This window comes from Phenylobacterium montanum, from assembly GCF_018135625.1.
Classification (GTDB): Bacteria; Pseudomonadota; Alphaproteobacteria; order Caulobacterales; family Caulobacteraceae; genus Poindextera; species Poindextera montana.
Genome location: NZ_CP073078.1, coordinates 184,852 through 204,621 on the forward strand (window position 1 = coordinate 184,852; position 19,770 = coordinate 204,621).

The 19,770-nt window shown below is 67.6% G+C and carries 20 protein-coding genes and 1 tRNA gene; 19 read left to right on the top strand and 2 right to left on the bottom strand.

Features of this window, described 5'->3' with window-relative positions; genetic code table 11:
- Positions 1-5: 5 nt before the first annotated feature.
- Positions 6-857 (bottom strand): hypothetical protein, encoded by an 852-nt coding sequence (locus tag KCG34_RS00920; RefSeq protein ID WP_211938537.1) that lies wholly within the window; start codon positions 855-857, stop codon positions 6-8.
- 162 nt (positions 858-1,019) lie between these two features.
- On the opposite strand from KCG34_RS00920, the gene KCG34_RS00925 reads away from it, so the two are divergent.
- The 4 genes from KCG34_RS00925 (at position 1,020) to KCG34_RS00940 (ending at position 5,308) form a co-directional block, all read left to right on the top strand.
- The gene (locus KCG34_RS00925; protein WP_211938538.1) at positions 1,020-2,240 is read left to right on the top strand and encodes a glycosyltransferase family 87 protein; all 1,221 of its coding nucleotides are present in this window, start codon (positions 1,020-1,022) and stop codon (positions 2,238-2,240) included.
- A gap of 33 nt (positions 2,241-2,273) precedes the next feature.
- Positions 2,274-3,290 (top strand): glycosyltransferase, encoded by a 1,017-nt coding sequence (locus KCG34_RS00930; protein WP_211938539.1) that lies wholly within the window; start codon positions 2,274-2,276, stop codon positions 3,288-3,290.
- Positions 3,287-3,973, top strand: coding sequence for a class I SAM-dependent methyltransferase (locus KCG34_RS00935; protein WP_211938540.1), 687 nt, complete (start codon positions 3,287-3,289; stop codon positions 3,971-3,973). The genes KCG34_RS00930 and KCG34_RS00935 overlap by 4 nt, the downstream gene beginning before the upstream one ends.
- A 108-nt stretch (positions 3,974-4,081) precedes the next feature.
- Positions 4,082-5,308: a glycosyltransferase gene (locus KCG34_RS00940; RefSeq protein WP_512699756.1), complete on the top strand. Its 1,227-nt coding sequence runs from the start codon at positions 4,082-4,084 to the stop codon at positions 5,306-5,308.
- 45 nt (positions 5,309-5,353) lie between these two features.
- Here the strand turns inward: KCG34_RS00940 and KCG34_RS00945 are convergent.
- Positions 5,354-5,430, bottom strand: a tRNA-Asp gene (locus KCG34_RS00945).
- Positions 5,431-5,611: 181 nt separating this feature from the next.
- On the opposite strand from KCG34_RS00945, the gene KCG34_RS00950 reads away from it, so the two are divergent.
- The 15 genes from KCG34_RS00950 to nuoL all read left to right on the top strand — a co-directional run bounded on the left by KCG34_RS00950 (position 5,612) and on the right by nuoL (position 19,767).
- Positions 5,612-5,989 carry an NADH-quinone oxidoreductase subunit A gene (locus KCG34_RS00950; RefSeq protein WP_211938542.1) on the top strand — a complete coding sequence of 126 codons (378 nt, stop codon included), beginning with the start codon at positions 5,612-5,614 and terminating at the stop codon, positions 5,987-5,989.
- Positions 5,959-6,540, top strand: a complete 582-nt coding sequence (locus tag KCG34_RS00955) for a NuoB/complex I 20 kDa subunit family protein (protein WP_211938543.1) — start codon at positions 5,959-5,961, stop codon at positions 6,538-6,540. The genes KCG34_RS00950 and KCG34_RS00955 overlap by 31 nt, the downstream gene beginning before the upstream one ends.
- Positions 6,537-7,157: an NADH-quinone oxidoreductase subunit C gene (locus tag KCG34_RS00960; protein ID WP_211938544.1), complete on the top strand. Its 621-nt coding sequence runs from the start codon at positions 6,537-6,539 to the stop codon at positions 7,155-7,157. Before KCG34_RS00955 ends, KCG34_RS00960 begins: the two co-directional genes overlap by 4 nt.
- 41 nt (positions 7,158-7,198) lie before the next feature.
- Positions 7,199-8,404: an NADH-quinone oxidoreductase subunit D gene (locus KCG34_RS00965; RefSeq protein WP_249138167.1), complete on the top strand. Its 1,206-nt coding sequence runs from the start codon at positions 7,199-7,201 to the stop codon at positions 8,402-8,404.
- Positions 8,405-8,555: 151 nt separating this feature from the next.
- On the top strand, positions 8,556-9,236 hold the full coding sequence (nuoE, locus tag KCG34_RS00970) for an NADH-quinone oxidoreductase subunit NuoE (RefSeq protein WP_211938546.1): 681 nt from the start codon (positions 8,556-8,558) through the stop codon (positions 9,234-9,236).
- Positions 9,233-9,526 (top strand): hypothetical protein, encoded by a 294-nt coding sequence (locus KCG34_RS00975; RefSeq protein ID WP_211938547.1) that lies wholly within the window; start codon positions 9,233-9,235, stop codon positions 9,524-9,526. Before nuoE ends, KCG34_RS00975 begins: the two co-directional genes overlap by 4 nt.
- Positions 9,523-9,738 (top strand): hypothetical protein, encoded by a 216-nt coding sequence (locus tag KCG34_RS00980; protein WP_211938548.1) that lies wholly within the window; start codon positions 9,523-9,525, stop codon positions 9,736-9,738. The genes KCG34_RS00975 and KCG34_RS00980 overlap by 4 nt, the downstream gene beginning before the upstream one ends.
- A gap of 95 nt (positions 9,739-9,833) precedes the next feature.
- Positions 9,834-11,498 (top strand): FAD-dependent monooxygenase, encoded by a 1,665-nt coding sequence (locus KCG34_RS00985; RefSeq protein WP_211938549.1) that lies wholly within the window; start codon positions 9,834-9,836, stop codon positions 11,496-11,498.
- A gap of 196 nt (positions 11,499-11,694) precedes the next feature.
- Positions 11,695-13,011 carry an NADH-quinone oxidoreductase subunit NuoF gene (gene nuoF / locus KCG34_RS00990; protein WP_211938550.1) on the top strand — a complete coding sequence of 439 codons (1,317 nt, stop codon included), beginning with the start codon at positions 11,695-11,697 and terminating at the stop codon, positions 13,009-13,011.
- Positions 13,012-13,020: 9 nt separating this feature from the next.
- Positions 13,021-15,087: an NADH-quinone oxidoreductase subunit NuoG gene (gene nuoG, locus KCG34_RS00995; RefSeq protein WP_211938551.1), complete on the top strand. Its 2,067-nt coding sequence runs from the start codon at positions 13,021-13,023 to the stop codon at positions 15,085-15,087.
- A 2-nt stretch (positions 15,088-15,089) separates the two neighbouring features.
- Positions 15,090-16,163: an NADH-quinone oxidoreductase subunit NuoH gene (gene nuoH, locus KCG34_RS01000; RefSeq protein WP_211938552.1), complete on the top strand. Its 1,074-nt coding sequence runs from the start codon at positions 15,090-15,092 to the stop codon at positions 16,161-16,163.
- A gap of 1 nt (position 16,164) precedes the next feature.
- On the top strand, positions 16,165-16,662 hold the full coding sequence (nuoI, locus tag KCG34_RS01005) for an NADH-quinone oxidoreductase subunit NuoI (RefSeq protein WP_211938553.1): 498 nt from the start codon (positions 16,165-16,167) through the stop codon (positions 16,660-16,662).
- 61 nt (positions 16,663-16,723) lie between these two features.
- Entirely contained in the window at positions 16,724-17,338 is a 615-nt protein-coding gene (locus KCG34_RS01010; protein ID WP_211938554.1) for an NADH-quinone oxidoreductase subunit J, read from the top strand.
- Complete coding sequence (nuoK, locus tag KCG34_RS01015) at positions 17,335-17,643, top strand: NADH-quinone oxidoreductase subunit NuoK (RefSeq protein ID WP_211938555.1); 309 nt, start codon at positions 17,335-17,337, stop codon at positions 17,641-17,643. The genes KCG34_RS01010 and nuoK overlap by 4 nt, the downstream gene beginning before the upstream one ends.
- A 9-nt stretch (positions 17,644-17,652) precedes the next feature.
- Entirely contained in the window at positions 17,653-19,767 is a 2,115-nt protein-coding gene (gene nuoL, locus KCG34_RS01020) for an NADH-quinone oxidoreductase subunit L (RefSeq protein ID WP_211938556.1), read from the top strand.
- Positions 19,768-19,770: the final 3 nt, after the last annotated feature.

Consider the following 19,770-nt stretch of genomic DNA (forward strand, 5'->3'; position numbering starts at 1 on the left):
GGCGTTCAGGCGAAGACCTCCTCGACGGCCGGCGTCGCCGGGCGGACAGCCCTGTAGACATAGGCCATCAACCCGACCTTGGCCGGAAGAATCAGGATGGCGGCGGCGGCCTGGACCAGCGCCGGCAGCACCATCTGATTGGGCGTCGGGTCGGCGATGGCGCCTTCTGTCGCCCGGATGGTCAGGCCCACGATCTGGCCGAACCCCACCACCAGGGCGCTCGCGATCCCGACGACGATCAGCGCGCCAAATATGGGCCAGAAGGCGCCGCGGGTTAGGTCCCACGCGCCGAACACGACGATCCGCTTCTGATCGACGGTGGCCGCCAGATAGGGGCTGATCCTAACGGAAACCCAGATCACAAGCGGGGCGAGGATGAGAAACAGCAGGCCGAGCCAGCCCGCCATGGCGATCGCGGCCGCGGGCGAGCTTTTGACGCTCGCGGCCATGCTCCCAAAGATGGCGACGAACAGGGCTGAGATGGGTAGGGCCACCATCGCCACCAGCAGCACGACCGCCCCCAGTATCCGCCATTCCGCGGCCTTCCATTGCAGGCCTCCCGGACCGTTCTCGTCCGCCTGGCCCAGACCTGCGCGATAGAGCGCGCCGTAGGTGGCTGTCGAAGCCGCCATCGCCATCAGGCCGAGGGGCAGGCCTTGCCAGAGCTTCCCCGAATTGGCGGCGAGGGCGGCCGGCGTGGTGATGGCGGCGGCGACGTCGGTTACAGCCGCCAGCCAGATCTGCAGCGCAAAGCTGCAGACGCCGTACAACAGAAGGATCGCCCACGCCGCCCGCCATCCAGGCCCGATGAAGTTGAAGGCGGCGCTGATCGCCGCCGATCCGGAAACCTTGGTCACGCCGGCGCCTCTCCAGACGATCCACAACGCCAGTTAAGCTCATGGTCGAGCCGGCCGCCAGCGGCGATACGGGGGCGAGTCTCCCGCGTTTACGCCGTCTACAGGGTCGCGCTGGCGTAATGCGTCTGCGCCGCTGTGCCGGGCGCGCCGCCGGGATCTGGGATGACGCAACTGTCGAGGGCGATGCGAGACGCCGACTGGCTGACCCTTGAACGCCTGAAGCGCTGGACGCCGCTGTTCGCGCTGGTTTCGGTGCTGCTCTTGGGCCTCGACGTCTGGACCCACACGCGTTTCGGCGTCGTGGACGGCAAGGGCGAGCAGGTCGGCCGCGACTTCGTCAACTACTGGGCCGGGGCGCGGCTGGCGATCCAGGGGCGGGCCGGTCAGGCCTACGACCTCCACCGGTTCCTGGCCTATGAGCGCAGCCTGACCGCGCCGAACGCAGAGGCCAAATGGTACGGCTATCCGCCGGTGGCCATGGTGCTGGCCGCGCCTTTCGCATTTCTGCCGTTCCTGCCGGCGCTCCTCGCCTGGACGCTGAGCGGCTGGGCGGTGCTGGCGCGGATGCAGGCCCCTAGGATGGGCTGGCTCCTGGCCGGCTGCGCCCTGATCGCTACGCCGGCCTTCTATATCGACGCCCTGTCCGGGCAGAACGGGGCCTTCAGCGCGGCCCTGCTGGTCGGGGGGCTGATGCTGCTGGACGAGCGGCCGCTCCTCGCCGGCGCCCTGTTCGGATTGCTCTGCTACAAGCCGCACCTGGGGATCATGATCCCGGTGGCCCTTGTCGCTGCGGGGCGCTGGCGGGCGATCTTCGGCGGGGCCCTGGCGGGCGTTGCGCTGGTCGCGGTCAGCGTGGCGATGGTGGGCGTGCAGCCGTGGACGGCCTTCCTGCACAATGCGCCCTTCCATCGCCAGATCCTGGAAACCCAGATCGGTAACTGGCCGCGGATGCCTTCAGTCTATGTGGCCCTGCGCTTCCTCGGCGCAGCGAGCCCGCTGGCCTACGCCGCCCAGGCCGCCTCGGCCCTGGCGGCGGCGGCGGCGGTGTTCGTCGCCTGGCGCGGGCGGGCCTCGGCGCCGCTGAAGGGGGCGGTGCTGCTGGTCGCCACCTTCCTGACCACGCCCTATGCCTGGGACTACGACATGGTCGCCCTGCTGTTCGCCGCCGTCTGGGTCTGGCGCGAGGCGGAGGCGGGGGGCTGGCGGCCGTGGGAGAGGATCGGCCTGGCCGTAATGCTGGCCTCGCCGTGGGTGCTGCCCGCCACGGCGCGGCGCCTGCATCTGCAGCTGGGGCCGGTGATCCTGTGGTGGGTGCTGGCGCTGCTGCTGGCCCGCATAGCGGCCAAGCCGGCGGTTTCCGGATCATTAGGCGATGCGCCCTAGGCTAGGGCCGAACGTCACCAGGGCCCAAGCCTCATGATCACTCGCCTGCAAAGCCTGGATATCGACCGCGCGCTGGACCGGGTCGCCGCCATCGCGCCGGCGCCGGTCAGGGCCGAGGTCGCCGTGATCATCCCCTGCTATAACGAGGAAACGGCGATCGGCGGGGTGGTGTCGGCCTTCCGCGCCGCCCTGCCGGCGGCCACGGTCTATGTCTATGACAACAATTCCGCCGACCGCACCCGCCAGGTCGCCCGCGACGCCGGGGCCCTGGTTCGCCGGGCGCCGCTGCAGGGCAAGGGCAATGTGGTGCGGCAGATGTTCTCCGACGTCGAGGCCGACATCTATGTCATGGTCGATGGCGACGGCACCTATGAGGCCGCCGCGGCCCCGCGCCTGATCGAGGCCCTGATCGAGGAGGGCTGCGACATGGTCACCGGCGCCCGCATCAGTCAGGCGCAGGAGGCCTATCGCCCCGGCCACGTCCTGGGCAACCGCCTCTTGACCGGTCTGGTGCGCCATGCGTTCGGATGCCGTGTTCGAGACATGTTGTCAGGCTATCGTGTGTTCAGCCGGCGATTCGTGAAGAGTTTCCCCGCTGCGTCGGCGCGTTTCGAGATCGAGGCCGAATTGACCGTCCACGCCCTGCAGATGCGCCTGCCGACCCGCGAGGTCGACACCGCCTATGGCGCGCGGCCGGACGGCTCGACCAGCAAGCTCAGCACCATCCGCGACGGCCTGCGCATCCTGCGCATGATCGGGCTTCTGCTGCGCGAGGAGCGGCCGCTGCAGTTCTTCGGCGCCTGCAGCGCGGTGAGCTTCCTCCTGGCCGGGGCCATGGGCCTGCCGGTGATCGCCGAGTTCTGGCGCACGGGCCTGGTGCTGCGCTTTCCGACCCTGATCGTGGCCGTGGGCCTGGGGGTGACGGGCCTTTTAAGCCTGGCCTGCGGCCTGATCCTCGACACCGTGGCCCGCGCGCGGCTGGAGCAGCGCCGCTTCGCCTATCTGTCGGCGCCGGGCGCGATCCATCTCAGGCCCGTCGCCCCGCCATGACCGGCGCCGGCCCCGTCGTCGATGCGCGCTACTATGAGGCGGCCTCGCCTCATTCCCCCGGCGAGCGCCTGCTGATCTGGGCCCGTGACCGCATCTATCGCGACTTCCTGCGTATGGTGGGCCCGAAGCCGACCGACCGCATCCTGGATGTCGGCGTCTCGGACGTGGTCACCGACGGCGCCAACCTTCTGGAACGGCTTTATCCGCACCCTGAGAACATCACCGCGCTGGGGCTGGGGGAGGGCGGTGATTTTCGCGAGGCCTATCCCAAGGTCGCCTATCGCCGGATCACGGCCGGCGAGCCCCTGCCGTTCGCGGACCGCGCCTTCGACATCGCCGTCTCCAACGCCGTGATCGAGCATGTCGGCAGCCGCGAGGCCCAGAAAGCCTTCGTCGCCGAACTGGCCCGGGTGGCCAAGGTGGTGTTCCTGACCGCGCCGAACCGCTGGTTCCCCGTGGAGCACCATACGGGCCTGCCGCTCGCCCACTATCATCCAGCGACCTTCGCCGCGGGGTGCCGCCTGACCGGCAAGGAAAGCTGGCTGGACCCGGCGGAACTGATCCTGACCGGAACGAGCGATCTGGCGGCTGCGGCGCCCGCGGGCGGCCGCCCGAAGATCGGGCATACGGGCCTTCCGCTCGGGCCGTTCAGCTCCAATCTCTACATGGTGATTGGCGCCTGACAGGCGGCCCCGGCGCTTGATCTGACGCAACCCGTGGGGCCTGCGGAGCGTATTCACTCGCAGGAACTGTCGCGTTAGTTTCACGCTCAGGCCGTAAGGGGCATGATCGTGCTCTCCGAAGACGGACGGAAAATCGGCAGTCTGTACGACGTGGGGTCCCCGCGGGAACGCCGCGCCGGCGCCGTCACCCGGCTGGTGGACACCACCATGCTCTATGCGCCCCGCAGCGGCGGGGTGAAGCGCTATCTCTCCGCCAAGAAGGCCTGGATGGCTGTCAACCGGCCCCAGGTGCGCCATAGCCTGGTCGTGCCTGGCTCGGCGGACGGCTACGACGGCGCCGGAGAGTGGTCGATCTATGCCGCGCCGCTGCCGTTCGGCGATGGGTATCGCTGGCCGGCCAGCAAGACCGCCTGGATGAGCCGGCTGATCCGCCAGCGACCGTCGCTGATCGAGGCAGGCGATCCCTATACGCCGGGCCTGGCGGCCCTGAGGGCCGGCGAACGGCTCGGCGTGCCGGTGATCGGCTTCTGCCACACCGATCTCGCCGCCCTGGCGGCCCTGCATTTCGGCGAATGGGCGGAAAAGCCCGTGCGCCGGCGCTGGGCCAAGATCTACAACCAGTTCGACCGGGTCGTGGCGCCGAGCCGCTATATCGCCCAGCGCCTGGCCGAGGCCGGCGTCGAGGGCGCGATGGCCCTGCCGCTCGGCGTCGACGTGCAGCAGTTCCATCCCGGCCGCGCCGACCGCGAAGCCTTGCGTCGGCGGCTGGGCGTAGGCGCCGACCGGCGGTTGCTGGTCTTCGCCGGGCGCCCGGCGCGGGAGAAGAAGATCGAGGTGCTGGTCGAGGCGGTCCGGCGGCTGGGCGACCCCTACACCCTGGTCCTCGTCGGGGCGGGGGTGGGAGAAGCGGCTCCCCCGAGCAACGTCGTCTGCCTGCCCTACGAGGGCGACGCCGGGGCCCTTGCGCGGCTGCTGGCCAGCTGCGACGCCTTCGTGCATGCGAACGACGCCGAGCCGTTCGGCCTGATCACGCTGGAGGCCATGGCCTGCGGGCTGCCGGTGGTGGCGCCGGGGACGGGCGGCCTTGCCGAGACGGTGGACCAAGCCGTGGGCCAGACGGCGGCGCGCTCGGCGCCTGAGTCCTTCGCCGAGGCGATCGAGGCCCTGTTCGCCCGCGACGTCCTCTCTCTCGGCCGCGCCGCGCGGACACGGGCGGTCTCGCGCCACAGCTGGGATTTCGTATTCGAGCGGCTGATGGGGATCTATGCGGAAGTCAGCGGCGACGGGGCGTTCGTCCAGTCCGCCGGTCGCTGGCTGCAATCGGCCGCGCAATAAGGCGGGCGATCCGCCGCACCAAACAGCCCAAATTTCGAGAGAAAATGGCGCGAATGACGGGACTTGAACCCGCGACCTCCGGCGTGACAGGCCGGCGCTCTAACCAACTGAGCTACATCCGCACTGGGCGTTCCCGGTAGGGCCGCTGAAGCAAGGCGCGTGACATAGGGCGGGCCGGGGTTGGCTGTCAACAGGCAGCTTGTCGCGATCGCAAATTCTTCCGTGAAGGTGTGTTTGAACCCCCGGCGGGCTTGGGCTACAACGCCCGCGACTCTCGCCGGCCGCTCTCCTCGAAAGGGCCCCATGAACGCCTTCCTGCTGCAATACCTGCCGATCGTGGTGTTCTTCGGCCTCGCCACCATCATCGGCCTGGCCTTCGCGATTCTCCCGGTGCTGATCGCGCCCAAGTCGCCGGACCCGGAGAAGAACTCCGCATACGAATGCGGCTTCAACGCCTTCGACGACGCCCGGATGAAGTTCGACGTGCGCTTCTACCTGGTCTCGATCCTGTTCATCATCTTCGACCTGGAAGTGGCCTTCCTGTTCCCCTGGGCCGTGGCGCTGATGAAGCTGCCGCATCACGTCCAGGTGTTTTCGTTCTGGTCGATGATGTGTTTCCTCGGCGTGCTGACCGTCGGCTTTATCTATGAGTGGAAGAAGGGCGCCCTGGAATGGGAGTGATCGTTCCCGCCGGCTCGGCCGGCCGCAGCTCCGTCGAGGGCTATGACCCCAGGCTGCACGACCCCTATTTCGACGGGGTGTCGAACCAGCTGGCCGACAAGGGCTTCGTCACCGCCGCGACGGATGACCTGATCAACTGGGCCCGGACGGGCTCGCTGATGTGGATGACCTTCGGCCTCGCCTGCTGCGCGGTCGAGATGATGCAGGCGTCCATGCCGCGCTACGACCTCGAGCGCTACGGCTTCGCCCCCCGCGGCAGCCCGCGCCAGTCGGACGTGATGATCGTGGCCGGCACCCTGACCAACAAGATGGCCCCGGCCCTGCGCAAGGTCTACGACCAGATGCCCGAGCCGCGCTACGTGATCTCGATGGGCAGCTGCGCCAACGGCGGCGGCTACTACTATTACAGCTATTCGGTGGTGCGGGGCTGTGACCGGGTGGTGCCGGTCGACATCTATATCCCGGGCTGCCCGCCCACCGCCGAGGCCCTGGTCTATGGCGTGCTGCAGCTGCAGAAGAAGATCCGCCGGACGGGGACCATCGAGCGATGATCTATGCTGTTTCCGACGAGGATCTGACCGCGCTGGGCGAGCGCGCCGTGGCCGACAGCGCCGGCGCCATCGGCCGTTTCGAGGTCGCCTATGGCGAGCTGAACCTCTACGCCCATGCGAACCGGATCGTCGAAGCCCTGACCCTGCTGCGCGATTCCCCGGCCTTTCGCTTCAACCAGCTGATCGACCTCTGCGGCGTCGACTATCCGGAGCGGGCCAAGCGGTTCGACGTGGTCTATCACCTGCTATCCCTCTCGAAGAACCGCCGCGTGCGGGTCAAGATCGAGACCGACGAGGACACGCCCGTCGCGACCATCATCGGCGTCTATCCCTGCGCCGAGTGGTTCGAGCGCGAGGCCTTCGACATGTACGGCGTCAGCTTCTCGAACCACCCGGACCTGCGCCGGCTGCTGACCGACTACGGTTTCCAGGGCTATCCCCTGCGCAAGGACTTCCCGATGACCGGCTATGTCGAGGTCCGCTACGACGACGAACAGAAGCGGGTGGTCTATGAGCCGGTGAAGATCGCCGAATTCAGGGCCTTCGACTTCCTCTCGCCCTGGGAAGGGGCGCAGGGGACCTACGTCCTGCCCGGCGATGAAAAGAAGGGCGCGTAAGGCTGATGGCTGACGATCTTCATACGCTCCCCGGGCATCCGATGCCCGAGCTTTCCGACTCGGCGCGCACCGAGGGGGAGCACAAGTTCTCGATCAACTTCGGCCCGCAGCACCCGGCGGCCCATGGCGTTCTGCGCCTGGTGCTGGAGCTGGACGGCGAGATCGTCGAGCGCGTCGACCCGCACATCGGCCTGCTTCACCGCGGCACCGAGAAGCTGATGGAGGCGCGCACCTACCTCCAGAACATCCCCTATTTCGACCGCCTGGACTACGTGGCGCCGATGAACCAGGAGCACGCCTTCTGCCTGGCCATCGAAAAGCTGATGAAGGTCGAGGTTCCGGTCCGCGGCCAGTTGATCCGGGTGCTGTATTCGGAAATCGGCCGCATCCTGAACCACCTGCTCAACGTCACCACCCAGGCCATGGACGTCGGCGCGCTGACCCCGCCGCTGTGGGGCTTCGAAGAGCGCGAAAAGCTGATGGTGTTCTATGAGCGGGCCTGCGGCGCGCGCCTGCACTCGAACTACATCCGCCCCGGCGGAGTTCACCAGGACCTGCCGGAAGCGCTGGTGAACGATATCGGCGACTGGTGCGACAGCTTCCCCAAGGTGCTGAACGACATCGAGGGCCTGGTCACGGGCAACCGCATCTTCAAGCAGCGCAACGTCGACATCGGCGTGGTGACGCAGGAAGAGGCGATCGCCTGGGGCTTCTCCGGGGTGATGGTGCGCGGCTCCGGCATCGCCTGGGACCTGCGCCGCAACCAGCCCTACGAGTGCTATGACGAGCTGGAGTTCGACATCCCGCTCGGCAAGAACGGCGATTGCTACGACCGCTACCTCTGCCGCGTCGAGGAGATGCGCCAGTCGATCCGGATCATGAAGCAGTGCGTGGCGCGGCTCAAAGGTACGCCCGGGCCGGTGATGACCCTGGATCACAAGGTCGTGCCGCCGCGCCGCGCCGAGATGAAGACCTCGATGGAGGCGCTCATCCACCACTTCAAGCTCTATACCGAGGGCTTCCACACCCCGCCGGGCGAGGTCTACGCCTGCGTCGAAGCGCCCAAGGGCGAGTTCGGCGTCTATCTGGTCAGCGACGGCACCAACAAGCCCTATCGCTGCAAGATCCGCGCGCCGGGCTTCCCCCACCTGGCGGCGATGGACTGGATGAACCGCGGCCACATGCTGGCCGACGTTTCGGCCGTGCTGGGTTCGCTGGATATCGTGTTCGGCGAGATCGATCGGTAAGTCGAAGGCTTTCAAATTGGCGCTCATCCCCGCGAAGGCGGGGACCCAGGTGAGGCACACCGGGCGCTGGTGGATGAATCTGGATCCCCGCCTTCGCGGGGATGAGCGCAAGTTTAGTTTGATCCTGCCGGGTCAGCTGTAGGAACCGAGAATGTCCGTCCGTCGCCTGTCCAAAGACCAGCCCGCTTCCTTCGCCTTCACCAAGGAGACCAAGGAAAAGGTCGACTGGTGGATCGCCAAGTATCCCGCCGGCCGCCAGCAGTCGGCGGTGATCCCGCTGCTCTGGCTGGTGCAGAAGCAGGAGGGCTGGGTTTCCGAGCCGGCCATCCGCGTGGTGGCCGAGACCCTCTCGATGCCGGTGATCCGGGTGTTCGAGGTGGCGACCTTCTACACCATGTTCCAGCTGGAGCGGGTCGGCACGGTGGCGCACCTGCAGCTCTGCGGCACCACCCCCTGCATGCTGCGCGGGGCCAACGACCTGAAGGCAGTCTGCGAAGCGAAGATCGGCCACAAGGACCATCGCTCAGCCGATGGCCGGTTCAGCTGGGAGGAGGTCGAGTGCGTCGGCGCCTGCTCCAACGCGCCGGTGATCGCGATCAACGACTACTATTACGAAGACCTGACGCCCGAGATCTTGGAAAAGATCATCGACGACTTCGCCAAGGGCGAGAACCCTAAGCCCGGCTCCTATGTCGGCCGTTCCTGTTCCGAGCCTCTGGGCGGGCCGCAGACCCTGACCGATCCGTCGCTCTATGACGGCTCGCGGGCCAAGAAGATCAAGAGCCTGCCGAACGCGCCGGATAAGGGCGGGGCCAAAGCGCCGGCTCAATGACCGAAGCCGACCAACTCAAGGCCTTCCGCGAGCAGTGGCGGGCGGCCGGCCAGCCCTATGCCCTGTGGGGCGGGCGGATCATCGGCATCGGCCTGGCCTTCCTGGTGGTGGTGCAGATCCTGGGCATGGTGCAGCCGACGCTTCTGATGCGGTTCGGCGTGCTCCTGATGCTGGCCTGCCTGGTCGGCATCGCGATCGGCTGGGCCATGCTGGTGGTCGCCTTCTTCCGCCGTCGCCGCTGGGTGAAGGAGAATACGCCGCGCGAGCCGCAGCCGCCGGAGGCCCTTTGACCGGCCCGGCGCCCATTGATGTCGCGGTTCAGCGCCGGCGGCTGGTGGTGATGGCGGCGATCAATGTCGCCTGTCTGTTCACGGCCCTGGCCGGGGCGGTGGGTTTCATCTCCTTTCACCTAGCCTGGATGGGTGCGGTGTTCGCAGGCGCGATCCTGGCGGGCTTCGCCGCCCAGGTCTGGCTGGTGCTGGGCATGAAGCGCAGGCCCTGACCCCGCGACCCGTCGGTCAGGGCTGATCTGCCTCAATGCGCCGCATGGCGCCCCGTGGTCCCCCGGTCCAGAGTTTTGCGGCAACAGGGCGCGCCATGCAAACCGAGGTCTTGATCGTCGGCGCCGGGCCCACCGGGCTGGTGCTTGCGCTCTGGCTCGCGAGGCTGGGTGTGGCCGTACGGATCGTCGATCGCGCGCCCGAGCCGGGCATGAGCGCCCGCGCCTTCGCCCTGCAGGCCCGAACCCTGGAACTGTACGACCGGCTGGGGATCGCCCGCGAGGCTATCGCCCGGGGACGGATGGTCGACCGGCTGCATGTCCACCACGATGGCCGGTCGCACGCCATTCCGCTGGGCGACTTCGGCCGGGGGATCAGTCCGTTTCCGTTTGTCCTGGTGCTGCTGCAGGATGAACACGAACGCCTGCTGATCGAGCATCTGGCCGAAGCGGGTGTGCAGGTCGAGCGCGGGGTCGAGCTGGTCGACCTCGACGACCGCGGCCCGTTGTTGCGGGCGCGCCTGCGCGGACCGACGGGCGGCGACCGGCTCTGCGAAGCGGCCTATGTCTGCGGCTGCGACGGCGTCGGCTCGATCGTGCGGCAACTGGTGGGGATCGATTTCCCCGGGCGCTCGCTCGAGGAATTCTTCTATGTCGCCGATGTGGAGGCCAGGGGCGGCCTGGCAGACGGCGACCTGCACTATGTCATGAACGGCCAGGAGCTGTGCAGCGTGTTCCCGCGCCGGGGCCGGGGGCGGTTGCGCCTGATCGGATTGGTCCCGCGCAGCGTCCGCGAGCGCCTGTCTCAGTTCGGGTTCGAGGATCTGCGGCCACAAATCGAGCAGGATACGGGTCTGGAGATCGGCAGGGTGGAATCCTTCGCCGCCTATCGCGTGCGCCAGCGCATCGCCGAGACCTGGCGAAGGGGGCGGGCGTTTCTCCTGGGCGATGCGGCCCACGTGCATAGCCCGGCCGGCGGGCAAGGGCTGAACGCCGGCGTCGGCGACGCGGTCAACCTGGCCTGGAAGCTGGGGGCGGTGCTGCGGGGCGGCGCCGACGAGGCGCTGCTGGGCGCCTATGAGGCCGAGCGCCGGGAGGCCGCCCGCCAGATCGCCGCCACCACCGACCGCGGCTTCACCATGCAGGCGCAGCGAGGGGGCCTGGCGGCGGGCGTACGCGGCGCCCTGATCGCTGCGGCGCCGGAGCTCATGCGCCTTTCCGGGGTCGCGCGCTGGCTGTTCGGGGTGATCTCCCAGGTCGGCGTCAGCTATCGCGGCGGCGAGGCCTGCTGGGGGCGCGCAGGCCGCGTGCGCGGCGGGGATCGCCTGCCATGGGTCAAGCCGCTGGGCGAGCCGGCCAATTTCGACACCCTGCAGCCGCCGTTCCCGCTCGAGCCCATGCCGCCGGAGGGCGCTCCGGACGGACCGGACCAGCCTGTCGGCGCCTATCGCTTCACCGAGCGCGCCTTGGGCTTCGGCTGGCAGGCCCAGGTCTATGGCGAGCCCCGCGCGCCTCTGCGCGACGCCTGCGCCGAGTGGGGGCTGGGCCTGCAGCGTTTCCCCTGGACCCCCGAGGCGCGACGGGCGGGCCTGGCCCGGGACGCCCTCTATCTGGTGCGGCCGGACGGCTATGTGGGTTTCGCCGATTCCGGACAATCGGTGCGGCGGCTGGCGGCCTATCTGGAGCGATTCGATATCCGCTTTCGTTCGGCCCCAGGCGGGAACGGAGCGCTCCACACTGGCCTTGGCGCCCCCCACGCCTGAGCCTGAGGGACGAGCGCAGCGCCGCCCACGCAAGCTTCACACAGCCGATGGCGCCGCAGCCTCCAATTCGCGGTTGGTTTCCAGCTGCGCAGGCGCTATGTCCGAGCGCGATTCCTCGCCCGCGGTTCGTAGAGCCTCGGGAGGGGATTTGCGCGGCGGCGGCCCGGCCGGTCTTTCCGGGCTTTGGAGTTGAGGCATGGTCGGCATTCTCGAAGACAAGGACCGCATCTTCACCAACCTCTACGGCCTGCACGACTGGCGGCTGGAGGGGGCGAAGAAGCGCGGCGCCTGGAACGCGACCAAGGACATGCTGTCCATGACCCCGGAGTGGATCTGCGAGCAGATCAAGAACTCCGGCCTCAGAGGCCGCGGCGGCGCGGGCTTCTCCACCGGCCTGAAGTGGACCTTCATGCCCAAGCAGGAGAGCGAGCGGCCGCACTATCTGGTGGTCAACGCCGACGAATCCGAGCCCGGCACCTGCAAGGACCGCGAGATCCTGCGCAATGACCCGCACCTTCTGATCGAAGGCGCCCTGATCGCCAGCTACGCCATGCGGGCGCACACCTGCTTCATCTATATCCGCGGCGAATATGTGCATGAGCGCGAGCGCCTGGAAGAGGCGGTCAAGGAGGCCTACGAGGCCAAGCTGATCGGCAAGGGCAATGTCCACGGCTGGGACCTGGACATCCGCGTCCACCACGGCGGCGGCGCCTATATCTGCGGCGACGAGACCGCCCTGCTGGAAAGCCTGGAAGGCAAGAAGGGCCAGCCGCGGCTGAAGCCGCCGTTCCCCGCCGGCGCCGGCGTCTATGGCTGCCCGACCACGGTCAACAACGTCGAGAGCATCGCGGTGGTGGGTACGATCCTGCGCCGCGGGGCAGGGTGGTTCGCAGGGTTCGGCCGGCCGAACAACACCGGCACCAAGCTGATGTGCATCTCCGGCCACGTGGAAAAGCCGTGCAATGTGGAAGAGGCGATGTCGATCCCTCTGAAGCAGCTCTTGGAAGACCATTGCGGCGGGGTACGCGGCGGCTGGGGCAACCTGAAGGCCGTGATCCCGGGCGGATCGTCGGTGCGCATGATCCCCGCGCACGAGGCCGAGACCGCGCTGATGGACTTCGACAGCCTGGGCGCGCTGAAGTCGGGCCTGGGCACCGCGGCGGTGATCGTCATGGACCAGTCCACCGACCTGGTCCGCGCCATCGCCCGCATCTCCTATTTCTACAAGCACGAGAGCTGCGGCCAGTGCACCCCCTGCCGTGAAGGCACCGGCTGGATGTGGCGGGTGATGGAGCGCATGGCCACCGGCGAGGCCGAGATGAAGGAGATCGACCTCCTGCTCGACGTCGCCAGCCAGGTCGAGGGCCACACCATCTGCGCCCTCGGCGATGCGGCCGCCTGGCCGATCCAGGGCCTGTTCCGCCACTTCCGCCCCGAAATCGAGGCCCGCATCACCGCCTACCGCGCCGGACGCCCGCATGTTCAGGGCGCCACGCTGGTCGCGGCGGAGTAGGAGCGCGTAATGCCGATAGCCAAGGTCAACGGCGTCGAGGTCGAGTTCGAGCCCGGCATGACGGTGCTGCAGGTGGCGGAGCTGGCCGGGGAGGAGATCCCGCGCTTCTGCTACCACGAGCGGCTGTCGATCGCCGGCAACTGCCGCATGTGCCTGGTGGAAGTGAAGCCCGGCCCGCCCAAGCCCCAGGCTTCGTGCGCCCTGCCGGCCGCCGACAAGCAGGAGATCTTCACCAACACGCCGATGGTGAAGAAGGCCCGCGAAGGGGTCATGGAGTTCCTGCTGATCAACCACCCGCTGGACTGCCCGATCTGCGACCAGGGCGGGGAGTGCGACCTGCAGGACCAGTCGATGGGCTTCGGCCGCGACGGCACGCGCTACATCGAGAACAAGCGCGCGGTCGAAGAGAAGTTCATGGGGCCGCTCATCAAGACGGTCATGACCCGCTGCATCCAGTGCACCCGCTGCGTGCGCTTCATCACCGAGGTCGCCGGCCAGCCGGAGATCGGACTGATTTCGCGCGGCGAGGACGTGGAGATCACCACTTACCTCGAACAGGCGGTGACCAGCGAGCTGTCGGGCAATGTCATCGACCTCTGCCCAGTCGGCGCCCTGACTTCCAAGCCCTACGCCTTCAACGCCCGGCCCTGGGAGCTGAAGAAGACCGAAAGCGTGGACGTGATGGACGCCATGGGCGCCGCGATCCGCGTCGACGCCCGCGCCAATGCGGTGCTGCGGGTGCTGCCGCGGGTCAATGAAGAGATCAACGAGGAGTGGATCTCGGACAAGACCCGCTATGCCTGCGACGGGCTGAGCCGGCAACGGCTCGACCAGCCCTATGTGCGCGTGGGCGGAAAGCTGAAGCCGGCCACCTGGGCCGAGGCCTTCGCCGCGGTGGCCGCCAAGGTGGGCGCGGCCAAGTCGGAGCGCATTGGGGTCGTGGCTGGCGACCTGCAGGACTCGGAATCGATGAAGGCGGCGCTGGACCTGTTCGGCTCGCTGGGGGTCAAGAACCTCGACTGCCGCCAGGACGGGGCCAAGCTGGGCGCCGGCCCGCGCGAGAGCTGGCTGTTCAACTCCACCTTCGCCGGCCTGGACGAGGCCGACGCGGTGCTGCTGATCGGGACCAACCTCAAGCTGGAAGCCCCGGTGCTGAACGCCCGCCTGCGCCGCAACTGGGTGCAGCGCGACGTCGCCGTGGGCGTGATCGGCGAGCAGGCCGACCTGACGTTCAAGTATGAGTACCTGGGCGCCGGCCCGGCTTCCCTGGCCAGCCTGATCAAGGCGCGCAGCGGTTTCGCCAAGGTGTTCAAGGACGCCAAGAAGCCGCTAATCATCCTGGGCGCCGGCGCGGTGGCCCGCGAGGACGGCGCCGCGGTGTTGGCCCTGGCGGCCGAAGCGGCCGGCAAGTTCGGCGTGGTCGCCGAGGGCTGGAACGGCTTCAACATCCTGCATGGCGCGGCCAGCCGCGTCGGTGGCCTGGACCTGGGCTTCGTCCCGGGCGAGGGCGGCCTTGCCGCGGCGGACCAAGTTAAGAAGGGGGCGCTGGACGTCCTGTTCCTGCTGGGCGCCGACGAGCTCGATCTCTCCGCGACCGACGCCTTCGTGGTCTATCTGGGCACGCACGGGGACGCTGGCGCGCATCGCGCCGACGTGATCCTGCCGGGCGCGGCCTATACCGAGAAGGACGGCCTCTACGTCAACGCCGAGGGGCGGGTGCAGATGGGCCAGCGGGCGGTGTTCCCGCGCGGCCAGGCACGGGAGGACTGGGCCATCCTGCGCGCCCTGTCGGCGCAGCTGGGCAAGACCTTGCCCTATGACAGCTTGGCGCAACTGCGGAACAAGCTGTTCACCGACCATCCGAGCTTCGGGGCCATCGACCATGCGCCGGGCGCGACGCCGGCGGCGCTGGACCTTTCGGCCGTGGGCGCCAGGGGCGAGGTTTCGGACGCGCCCTTCGCCAGCCCGGTCAAGGATTTCTACTTCACCAACCCGATCGCACGGGCCAGCGTGACCATGGCGGAATGCTCCGCCAGCGTCGCCGCCGCGCGCGGCAAGCTGATGGCGGCGGAATAAGCATGATCCACGAAGGTCTTCCCGCCTGGGCCTGGTTCGGCCTGACGCTCGCCCAGATCCTGATCGTCACCGTCGTCCTGCTGCTGTGCGTCGCCTATGTGATCTACGCCGAGCGCAAGATCTTCGCCGGCGCACAGATGCGCAAAGGCCCCAACGTGGTGGGGCCGATCGGCCTGTTCCAATCCTTCGCCGACCTCGGCAAGTTCATCCTGAAGGAACTGGTGATCCCCGACGGGGCGGACAAGTTCGTCTTCATCCTGGCCCCGATCCTGTCGACCGTGCTGGCCTTCGCCGCCTGGTCGGCGATCCCGTTCGCGCCTGGCTGGGTGATCTCCAACATCAATGTCGGCATCCTCTACCTGTTCGCCATCTCGTCGCTGGGCGTCTACGGGGTGATGTTCGCCGGCTGGGCCTCGAACTCGAAATACCCCTTCCTGGGCGCCCTGCGCTCGGCGGCGCAGATGGTCTCTTACGAAGTCTCGATCGGCTTCGTGATCATCACCGTGGTGATCCTGACCGGCTCGATGAAGCTGCAGGACATCGTCGCCCATCAGGCCGGCGGCTTCTGGCACTGGAACATGTTCGGCGGCGGCGGGGTAGCTGGCCTGCCCCTGACGCTGGTGATGATCCCCATGATGGTGATCTTCTTCATCTCGGCCCTGGCCGAGACCAACCGCCCGCCGTTCGACCTTCCGGAAGCTGAGTCCGAACTCGTGGCGGGTTATCAGATAGAATACTCGTCAGGGCTGTACCTGATGATCTACCTGGCCGAGATGTGCAACATCATCCTGATGAGCGCTCTGCTGGCGACCTTCTTCATGGGCGGCTGGCAGTCGCCGATCGATCTGGGAACCGAGCACTGGAACCCCTGGCTGGCCAGCTTCTTCGGCCTGTTCTGCTTCCTGGTGAAGACCATCTTCTGGCTGTTCATGTTCATCATGGTCCGGGTGATCGTGCCGCGCTACCGCTACGACCAGCTGATGCGGCTGGGCTGGAAGGTGCTGCTGCCCACGACCGGCGTGGCCGTGGTCCTGGTTTCCGCCTGGCGGGTCTTCGGCCCCGGGCATGGAGGTTGAGATGTCGTTCGGCGCGCGTGTGAAGCAGGCGGCCCAGGGCGCGGCCCTGCTGGATTTCGCCGGGGCCTTCGGCCTCGCCATGAAGCATCTGGTCCGCCCCAAGCGCACCATCAACTATCCTTTCGAGCGCGGCCCGCAGTCGCCGCGCTTCCGGGGCGAGCACGCCCTGCGCCGCTATCCCAACGGGGAAGAGCGCTGCATCGCCTGCAAGCTGTGCGAGGCCATCTGCCCGGCCCAGGCCATCTATATCGAGGCCGAGCCGCGCGACGACGGCTCGCGCCGCACCACGCGCTACGACATCGACATGGTGAAGTGCATCTATTGCGGCCTGTGCCAGGAGGCCTGCCCGGTGGATGCGATCGTCGAGGGCCCGAACACCGAGTACGCCGTCGAGACCCGCGAGGAGCTGTACTACGACAAGCAGCGCCTGCTGGACAACGGCGACCGCTGGGAGCGGGAAATCGCGAAGAATCTGGAACTGGATGCGGCCTACCGCTAAGACGGGCCGCGACTCGGGGGGCCTCGTCCTTTCGACTTGGAGTTAAGGAGCGCAGGGGCTCATGGCCTTGACGGCGATCGCCTTCTATCTGCTTGCGGCGGTGACGCTGGGGGCGGGATTCTCAGTGACCATGGCCCGAAATCCGGTCCATTCGGTGCTGTTCCTGATCCTGACCTTCTTCAGCGCGGCAGGCCTGTTCGTGCTCTTGGGCGCCGAGTTCTTGGCCATGCTGCTGGTGGTCGTCTATGTCGGCGCCGTGGCGGTGCTGTTCCTGTTCGTGGTCATGATGCTGGACGTGGACTTTGCGGCCTTGAGGGGCGGCTTCGTCCAATATCTGCCCATAGGCATGGCCGTGGCGCTGGTGCTGGTCATCGAAATGGTCCTGGTCAGCATGGCCGTGGTCAACGGCGGTGCGGTCAAGGGCGCGGAAGCCCTTGTCCCCGACCCGAACCTCTCCAACGCCGAGGCGATCGGGCGGGTGCTGTACACCGACTATGTCTATTTCTTCCAGGCGGCGGGGATCGTGCTCTTGATCGCCATGATCGGCGCCATCGTCCTGACCCTGCGCCATCGCAAGGGCGTGCGCCGCCAGTCGATCCTGAACCAGGTCGCGCGCACGCCGGCCACCGGCATGCATGTTGTCCAGATCAAGAGCGGGGAAGGGTGGGGCGAATGACCATCGGCCTGGCGCACTACCTCGTCGTCGCGGCGATCCTGTTCACCATCGGGGTGTTCGGCATCTTCGTGAACCGCAAGAACGTGATCGTCATCCTGATGTCGATCGAGATGATCCTGTTGGCGGTGAACATCAACCTGGTGGCCTTCTCGGTCTACCTGCACCAGGTCACCGGCCAGATCTACGCCATGTTCGTGCTGACCGTGGCCGCCGCCGAGGCGGCCGTGGGCCTGGCGATCCTGGTCACCTTCTTCCGCAACCGCGGCGACATCGCGGTTGACGGCGTCAATGTGATGAAGGGCTGAGCTGAGTCCATGAGCCCCGATCTTCTCGTCAAAGTCCTGGTCCTGGCGCCGCTGTTCGGCGCCGCGGTCGCCGGCCTGGCCGGCCGCCGGATCGGCAATGTCGCCTCGCAGGCGGTGACCACCGGCCTTCTGTTCCTGTCCTGCCTGCTGGGCTGGATGACCTTCCTGAACGTCACCGGCGGGGCCTGGAAGCCGTTCGTCGGCGAGATCATGCCCTTCATCAATGTCGGCGCCTTCCAGTCGGCCTGGTCGGTTCGCGTCGACACTCTGTCCTCGGTGATGCTGATCGTGGTGACCACGGTCTCGGCCCTCGTGCACCTCTACAGCTGGGGGTACATGGCCGAGGACGACTCAAAGCCGCGGTTCTTCGCCTATCTGTCGCTGTTCACCTTCGCCATGCTGGCCCTGGTGACCGCCGCCGACTTCATGCAGCTGTTCTTCGGCTGGGAAGGAGTGGGCCTGGCCTCGTACCTTTTGATCGGCTTCTGGTTCCGCAAGGAAAGCGCTTCTTCGGCCGCCATCAAGGCCTTCGTGGTCAACCGGGTCGGCGACTTCGGCTTCGCCCTCGGCATCATGACCACCTTCTGGATGTTCGGCTCGATCAAGTTCGCCGACATCTTCCCGCAGGTCGCCGCCCACGCCAGCCAGACCTGGTTCTTCGCCGGCCACTATTGGAGCGGCATGGACCTGGCCTGCTCGCTGCTGTTCGTCGGCGCCATGGGCAAGTCGGCCCAGTTCTTCCTGCACACCTGGTTGCCGGACGCCATGGAAGGCCCGACCCCGGTCTCGGCCCTGATCCACGCGGCGACCATGGTCACCGCCGGCGTCTATATGGTCTGCCTGCTGTCGCCGATGTTCGAATACGCCCCGGTGGCCAAGCAGATCGTCACCGGCGTCGGCGCCATCACCGCCCTGTTCGCCGCCACGGTCGGCCTGGCCCAGAACGACATCAAGCGGGTGATCGCCTATTCGACCTGCTCGCAGCTGGGCTACATGTTCATCGCCGCGGGCGTCGGCGCCTATCAGGGCGCAATGTTCCACCTGTTCACCCACGCCTTCTTCAAGGCCCTGCTGTTCCTGGGCGCCGGCAGCGTGATCGTCGGCATGCATCACGAGCAGGACATGCGGAAGATGGGCGGGCTGTGGAACAAGCTGCCCATGACCTATGCGATCATGGTCATCGGCACCCTGGCCATCACCGGCGTCGGCCTGCCGGGGATCGAGCTCGGCTTCGCCGGCTTCTACTCCAAGGACGCGATCATCAACTCGGCCTACATGGCCGGCCTGGCCCAGGGCGGCCCGCACATCCCGGTCGCCGCCTACGCCTTCGTGATCAGCATCCTCGCCGCCGGCCTGACCTCGTTCTACTCCTGGCGCCTGATCTTCATGACCTTCCACGGGACCGCCAAGTGGGCGCATGACGCTCACGGTCACGACGCCCACGCCGCGCGCGGTCATGACGATCATGCCAGCGCGGCCCAGATCGAAACTCACAGCGAACCTCTGACGGACGCCCAGGACGATCACGGCCACGGGCACGACGACCACGGTCACGGCCACGAGCCGCACGAAAGCCCGTGGATCATGCGCATCCCGCTGCTGGTGCTGTCGGTCGGCGCGGTCGCGGCCGGCTGGGCCTTCCACCAGCACTTCGTCGGCGAAGGCCGCGGCGAGTTCTGGAACGGCGCCGTCTTCGCCCTGCTGACCAACAAGGTGCTGGATTTCGAGGGCCATCTGCCGGCCATCGTGGTCTGGGCGCCGCTGACGGTGACCGCCATCGGCTTCGTCGGCGCCTATTGGGCCTACATCCTCAACGAGGGGATGGGCGCGCGGATCGCCGCCCGCAAGGGCATCCTGTGGAGCTTCCTCTACAACAAGTGGTACTTCGACGAGGTCTACGAGTTCATCTTCGTGCGCGGGGCCAAGGCCCTGGGCGACCTGTTCTGGAAGGGCGGGGACCAGAAGATGATCGACGGCCTGGGCCCCAACGGCTTCGCCGCGGTCTCGGCCGCGGTCGGCAAGCGCGTCGGGCGTTTCCAGACCGGCTACCTCTACCACTACGCCTTCGTGATGTTGCTCGGCGTGGCGGGCCTGCTCGGCTACGCCCTCTATGCCTGGTCATAAGTG

Excerpts from the sequence above, each read along its gene's own strand:
- KCG34_RS00925 (WP_211938538.1), top strand. The coding sequence starts at position 1,020 with ATGACGCAACTGTCGAGGGCGATGCGAGACGCCGACTGGCTGACCCTT.
- KCG34_RS00930 (WP_211938539.1), top strand. The coding sequence starts at position 2,274 with ATGATCACTCGCCTGCAAAGCCTGGATATCGACCGCGCGCTGGACCGG.
- KCG34_RS00935 (WP_211938540.1), top strand. The coding sequence starts at position 3,287 with ATGACCGGCGCCGGCCCCGTCGTCGATGCGCGCTACTATGAGGCGGCC.
- KCG34_RS00950 (WP_211938542.1), top strand. The coding sequence starts at position 5,612 with ATGAACGCCTTCCTGCTGCAATACCTGCCGATCGTGGTGTTCTTCGGC.
- KCG34_RS00960 (WP_211938544.1), top strand. The coding sequence starts at position 6,537 with ATGATCTATGCTGTTTCCGACGAGGATCTGACCGCGCTGGGCGAGCGC.
- KCG34_RS00965 (WP_249138167.1), top strand. The coding sequence starts at position 7,199 with ATGCCCGAGCTTTCCGACTCGGCGCGCACCGAGGGGGAGCACAAGTTC.
- nuoE (WP_211938546.1), top strand. The coding sequence starts at position 8,556 with ATGTCCGTCCGTCGCCTGTCCAAAGACCAGCCCGCTTCCTTCGCCTTC.
- KCG34_RS00975 (WP_211938547.1), top strand. The coding sequence starts at position 9,233 with ATGACCGAAGCCGACCAACTCAAGGCCTTCCGCGAGCAGTGGCGGGCG.
- KCG34_RS00985 (WP_211938549.1), top strand. The coding sequence starts at position 9,834 with ATGCAAACCGAGGTCTTGATCGTCGGCGCCGGGCCCACCGGGCTGGTG.
- nuoF (WP_211938550.1), top strand. The coding sequence starts at position 11,695 with ATGGTCGGCATTCTCGAAGACAAGGACCGCATCTTCACCAACCTCTAC.
- nuoG (WP_211938551.1), top strand. The coding sequence starts at position 13,021 with ATGCCGATAGCCAAGGTCAACGGCGTCGAGGTCGAGTTCGAGCCCGGC.
- nuoH (WP_211938552.1), top strand. The coding sequence starts at position 15,090 with ATGATCCACGAAGGTCTTCCCGCCTGGGCCTGGTTCGGCCTGACGCTC.
- nuoI (WP_211938553.1), top strand. The coding sequence starts at position 16,165 with ATGTCGTTCGGCGCGCGTGTGAAGCAGGCGGCCCAGGGCGCGGCCCTG.
- KCG34_RS01010 (WP_211938554.1), top strand. The coding sequence starts at position 16,724 with ATGGCCTTGACGGCGATCGCCTTCTATCTGCTTGCGGCGGTGACGCTG.
- nuoK (WP_211938555.1), top strand. The coding sequence starts at position 17,335 with ATGACCATCGGCCTGGCGCACTACCTCGTCGTCGCGGCGATCCTGTTC.
- nuoL (WP_211938556.1), top strand. The coding sequence starts at position 17,653 with ATGAGCCCCGATCTTCTCGTCAAAGTCCTGGTCCTGGCGCCGCTGTTC.